The sequence below is a fragment of the Cohnella xylanilytica genome (genome assembly GCF_014212175.1).
Taxonomy (GTDB): domain Bacteria; phylum Bacillota; class Bacilli; order Paenibacillales; family Paenibacillaceae; genus Cohnella; species Cohnella xylanilytica.
The window spans coordinates 1-5832 of sequence record NZ_JACJVR010000114.1; the positions used below are offsets into that span (position 1 = coordinate 1).

Sequence of the window (5832 nt, forward strand, 5' to 3'; positions counted from 1 at the left end):
TTAGCGCACGTTAGCGCCTGCCGCCCGCCTTCGGAAACCGGAATAGACAGAATCCCGTTGGATCCCGCCGATCTGTATGTGAATTGGACATTCGTAGAAAAAAAAGGACGCCCGGCACCGAGGCAATAGGCCTCGTGCGCCAAGCGCCTTCCCGTCTTAGAGAGGAGGAGCCATGAGCTTAACGTAGTAGACGGTCGCGAACCCGTCTCCTGTCACCTTGACTTTTAAGAGTTCGGTCAAGACGTCGCCATGGCCCGGGACTTCTCGATCCGTCCACATCCAGGTGCGGGTATCCGGATCGTAAACTTTGCCCGGAAGCGGCTCGTCTTCCATGGTGTACGCCTCGACGTCGGTTACCCCCGCTTCCCCTATGATTCGTAAATCATAGAGAAGGGACGTCGGATAATAAAAGAACTGGGCACCCGGATAATTGCGGGATGCGATGGGAGACGCTTCGATCCAGTCATCTCTGTCGAAAGCGACTTCCGGCGCCGTTCCCGACTCTCCGAAGTGGATCCGGACCGAATGGTTGAATTCCCTTCCGGTAATCGGATCGATTGCGTACAGCCCGTTCCTAAATTCGCTGCCGGAGTCCGGCGTCTGAATCGGGAAAGTCAATTCCGCTCCGTCGTCTCCGGAGTAAAAAGAATAGGCGACTCCCCAAGAGCTCGCGGGGATCTCGAAGTAGGTCGTTCCGTCATAAGGAACGCCGTACTGTCGGATCGGCGCTCCTTCCGTTCCGTCTTCGTTGTATTCCAGGAACGGCTCGCCCAAGTAAGCATAAAAATGGTACGTCCTCTTATACGTCGCGGTAGCCAGCGACTCGCCTTCGTAGACGGTGACCGCCAGATGATTCAATCCCGTCGAGATGCCTTCCCATACTCCGTCCGTCACATTGCCGTTCTCCGGTTCATAGGCAACGCCGTATCCGGAATCCGGCAAGAAGCCTAGGCTGATTCCGTCATACCCGACCTCGAACGTATCCATGTCCAGATCGGTATAGAACCGGTCGGCGGAGGTGAACGTCCATTCGAGAGGCTGGGAATTGCCGGTCGCCGCGGATTGCGAGACGTCCAGATGCTTCGGCTTCAGAGCCCAAGGATCGTCTCGAACGAAGGATAACTCGTACGTTTGCTGCAGAGCCTGGTTCGCGCTCTTCAATCGGACGAGCATCGCCGGCTCCGTCTCCGGCGCGAGCGGCAGGACATAGACCCCGTCTAACGCCTCGATCTCTTCCCCGTTCAGCATGACGGATACCACCGATGCGTCCGGATTGCTCTTCGTCAGCTTCAGAGCCAGCTTCTCGTCGATGCCGCCGATATGGATTTTCTGCCTGCGATGGTTCGGATCGAAGGAGAAATCGAGAAGCCGATCCTCTCCGTAGGATTCTCCTTCGGCGAGCTTAATGTCCGACAACGTCGCGTCCGAGTCCGAACCGGTCCCGGCGCCGTACTTCAACGTATATTCATAATACGACGGAGTCTCGATCCTCTCCGGGTTAAGAACTTGAATGAGGAAGGAATTCAAGTTCTCCTCCAGCGTATACGTCAGCTTCCATACGCCATCCCCTACATAGGTCATCGGGTTCCATTCGGCGCCGTTGAAGGACAGCTTCACGTCGGCGTTCGAGTTCGCCGCCACTTCCACGTCGACTTGGTTCCCCGAATCTCCCAATACGAGCGTCCCGCGGTACGTTCCGGGATCTTCCGGGTCGAAGGCGAAGCCGAGATTCCCTTCGGCGCCGAAGAAGTCGATATCGTGAGCCCCCGGCTCTCCGAGACCGCCGCCGCCTTCGGCCGGAAGTTCGTTCACGTGAATCGTGTACGTCCTGGCGGCGGATCCGTCCCGAGGAGTCACCTCGACGACGATATTGCGGTCGGAGTTCCAACCTACGGGAGCCGCTTCGGCCGACGGCGTCCATGCTTCCCCGTTGACCGATACCGCAGAGCGTTCGTCCAGAGGCAGCGCGACCAGCGATACTTCCGTCGCCCCGTTCGGAGCGTCGACCGCGAATTCGGTCTGGTGGAGCATATCGTAAGCGCCGATCTCGGTCCCGTCCGCTTGAAGCCTCTTCAAATAATTCGTGTCGGGAGGCAAATCGAACGTCAACGTGTAGGTCTTGGTCCCTTCGGCCGAAGAGAGGACGATCGGGTAAGATGCCGTCTCGTTTTTGTACAAAATCATGGGCAAGGACACATCGCTGTAAGACGCGCCGTTGAACGTAACCGCGTCGGCTCCGGAAGCCGCCAATTCGATCCAGAACGGCGAGCCGCCCAATGGCCCCGCCATATCCGATGCCGTCGTCGTCACGGTCGGGTAATAGGTCATCGTCTCGTTGCCGTCAACCGGAGCGTAAGCTTTATACTCGAAATCGCGGCTCATGTTCAACAATCGCAGCTTCGACAAAGCCGGCCCCGGGGCGGCTTCTCTCGTTGCTACTATCGAATAGGTCATCGTATCGGTCCCGTCCTGGGCTCTTACGACGATCGTAATCGTCGTGACCCCGACCGCCAGAGGAACGGTATGGCTTGCTCCGCTCGAGCTTGCGCTCCCGTTAACCGTCATCGTTCCGCCCGCTTTGACCGTCGGCGTCACGACGATCTCTTCAGTCCCGTATCCCGCTCTGACCGCGTACGATCCGATGTCCGGGTCGAAAGCCGGGGACAGCTCCCCGCCTTCAACCGTCAGAGCGCTCAGTCTGGCCATAGCCGGCGGCACGGCTCGGGTGACGGCGACCGTGTACGTCTTCGTCGTCGCGCCGTCTTGAGCCGTCACGACGATCGTGACGGTGTTGGGTCCTACGTTGAGAGGAATATTCACGCTCTGTCCGCTCTCGACGGCTTGGTCATTGACCTTGATCGTACCAACCGTCTCGATGGCCGGCTTCACCCCGATAGACGGAACGTCGCTGCTTACGGTCGCTTCATAATTCTCGGTATCCGGATGGAACACCGGAGACAGCTCTCCGCTGGTCAGAGACAAGGAGCTCAGCTTCGCCACTCTCGAAACCGCGGGCTCCGAGCGAATCACCGTAATCGTATACGTCTTCGTCGTCACGCCGTCCTTGGCGGTTACGACAACCGTGACCGCGTTCGCTCCGACAGCCAGCACGTCCGGGGCGTTGACCTTGACGCCGGCGCCCGCGACGGTCGCCTCAGCCGAGACGACGACCGACGTCTTCTCGTTCGGCACGCTCAGCTCGTATTCGAACTTGTTGGAAGCGAAGCCGGCCAACTCGGCTCCGTCGACCGAGAGGCTCTTCAGCGTCGCCACGTTCGTCGCCGGCTTGATCGCGAGAATCGTGTACGTCTTGGACACGCCGTCGATGACGGCCGTCAGCTTGATCTCGTTGCTTCCCGGCACGAGCGGGATCGCATATTTCCAAGCGGACGGAACCGACAGCGCTACGGCCGCCATGGCCTTCAGGCCGGCCGCGGACACCGGCTCCGGCGTCACCGGGCTGCCGTTCGCGACGACCGTCAGCTCCGGACCGCCGCTCGGCACGGTCAGATCGAGGCTGTCCGAGCCCGCGGGCACTTCGAACTCCGTGTTCGGATTCGCCGACGTGAAGTCGATCTGCAGCGGCGAACCCGACGGGAACGCGATCTTCACCGCGTTCAATAGCTGACGGGTGATCTCGACCGTATACGTCTTCTTCGTCGTGCCGTCCTGCGCCGTCACTTCCACGTTGACCGTATTGGCCCCATAGCCGAGCGTCACCGCGCGGCCATCGGCCGTCAGCGGCTCGCCGTTCACGCGGACGGCCGCGTTCGAATCGGTCGCCGCAGCCTTCACGGTCACCGATCCGGTCGCGCTCGGGACGCTCGCCTTGTAAGCGGTCGTCTCCGGCGCGAAGCCCGGGCTCAGCGTCCCCGCGGACAGCGTCAGCGACTGAAGCGTCGCCGTGCCGGAAGGCGGCGTCGCGGCCCGCGCGACGGCGATCTTGTACTCCTTGATCGAGCCGTCCTCGGCTTTGACCTTCACCGAGATCGCCGTCGTCGTCCCCGGCGCCAGCGGCACGGACGCCTTGCCGCCCGTCAGCGCGGACCCGTTCACGGTAAGGGTCGCTTTGTTGCTCGCGGCAACCGGGATCACGTCGACGGCGAACACTTCGCTGCCGACCGAAGCGGCGTAGCTCGTCGTCTTCGCGTCGAAGGCCGGCGTCAGCGTGCCCGCCGACAGGCCAAGCGACTGCAGGTTGGCGTTGCTCGACTTCGACGACCCGGAGGAGGTCGACGGAGAAGGCGTCGACGTGCCCGCGCCTTGCTCGTTCTGCTGCTTGTTCTGCTCGAACTTCGCCTTCTCCTCATCGGTGAGCTTCTTCTTGAGCTCGGCTTCCGCCGCCGCCTGCGCGGCTTGCTGCGCCAGCCGGTTCGCCGCCTCGATCTGCTGCATCTGCTCTTGAAGCTGCTTCATCAGCTCGCCGAGCTGCCGCTGCAGCTCGGCTTGCTTGTCCTCCTGCTTCTGCTGGGCTTCGCGCGCTTCCCTCGCCTGCTGCTGCTTCAGCTCTTCCTGGCGCTTCTGTTGCTCCGGATCCAGACCGACCGTCTTATCCAGGCCGATCGTATACCCGGTCTCGTTCTTCGTCTTTTGGATGGCGCTATCCACCGTTTGCTGCCCCAGTTTGCCCTGGTCGATCGCTTCCTTCAGGAGCCCCGGCAGCAGACTGTCGATATTCTCCGCGATTTGGCCGAGCGTCTCCAGGCCGGATGCGATCCCGCCCGGATTCTCCTGCAGCTTCTTCTTCTGCCCTTCCTGCTCTTCCTTGATCGCCGAGAGATGGGTGACCAGCGCCTGGATCACTTCGGGAGGCGCGGTGCCGATGAGGCTGCCCACGTCCACGATGCCGACCTGCCCGTTCAGGTCCGCGGCCGGAGGCAGCGTTCCCGGCAAGTAAATCTGCTGGGAAGGATACACCAGCACCGTCTGGCCGAGGCCGTTCGGGCGGTTCGGGCCGATCGGGCCGTTCGGGCCGGTCGGCGCCGCCGGCATCATGCCCCCGACCGCTCCGCTCGAAGAGCCGGCGATGGCCAGCTGCCCGGCTTGGGGGACGTTCGCCCGCACGACCCCGGCGAAGACGGTGAGGTTCGTCGCCGACGTGTTCGGGTCGACCGCCGACAAGAAGTGCGTGCCCCGCACGCCCATGACCGCCGTCGGCGTCTCGAGCTGGAACTCGTCGTCCTTGTTCCGGATCGACTTGACGTCGGACCAGACCGTTCCCTTGAGCATGCTGACCTTCGTCACGCTGCCCTTCTTGTTCGACAGCTTGGAGAACGTCAGCGTCGTGTTCGCCGCCACCGTCATCTGGTCGTCTTCCGACGTGCCGTTGGAGAACTGCAGCGTCGCCGAGCCCTTCTCCCCCGTCGTCAGAATATCCCCTTGGTTCAGGCTCAGCTTCGCGAACGCGCGGAACGCCTTCGACCCGCCGGCCTTCCGGACCTTCACGTCCCCCGACAGCTCCTTGATGACGGCGATCCGCGAGGAAGCCGCCCCGGCGTCCTTGCCGAAGACGCCCAGCAGCGGCAAGGCGACGAGCAGCGTCGCCATCAGTTGGATCAAGCCTTTGCGCAGCATGTTATGCCCTCTCTCCTCTTCCCCTGGCTTCTATTCGAACACGGGATCGCGCAGCACGACGAGCTTCGCTTCCGCGTCCCATTGAATGTCCAAGTTCGCTTCGCCGGCGAAGAAGCGCACCGGCACGAACAGCCGCCCTTGCTTCTCCAGCGGCGCGCCGTTCAGCTCGATCTGCGAGGCTTGTCCGTCCGCGGCCGTCTTCGCCGCCTTCGTCTCGCCCGCCCGGATCGCGTACGCCGCGCCGCCGCGCGTCAGCTT

General features: G+C 62.2%; 2 protein-coding genes. Both read right to left on the minus strand.

The window, feature by feature from the left end; genetic code table 11:
- Window positions 1-156: 156 nt before the first annotated feature.
- Window positions 157-5574, minus strand: coding sequence for a cadherin-like beta sandwich domain-containing protein (locus H7B90_RS27700; protein ID WP_185139147.1), 5418 nt, complete (start codon window positions 5572-5574; stop codon window positions 157-159).
- Window positions 5575-5604: 30 nt separating this feature from the next.
- The coding region (locus H7B90_RS27705; protein WP_221482199.1) for a stalk domain-containing protein at window positions 5605-5832 on the minus strand (228 nt) is incomplete at its 5' end.

Coding starts and splice junctions, on each gene's coding strand:
- H7B90_RS27700 (WP_185139147.1), bottom strand. CDS start 5,574: ATGCTGCGCAAAGGCTTGATCCAACTGATGGCGACGCTGCTCGTCGCC.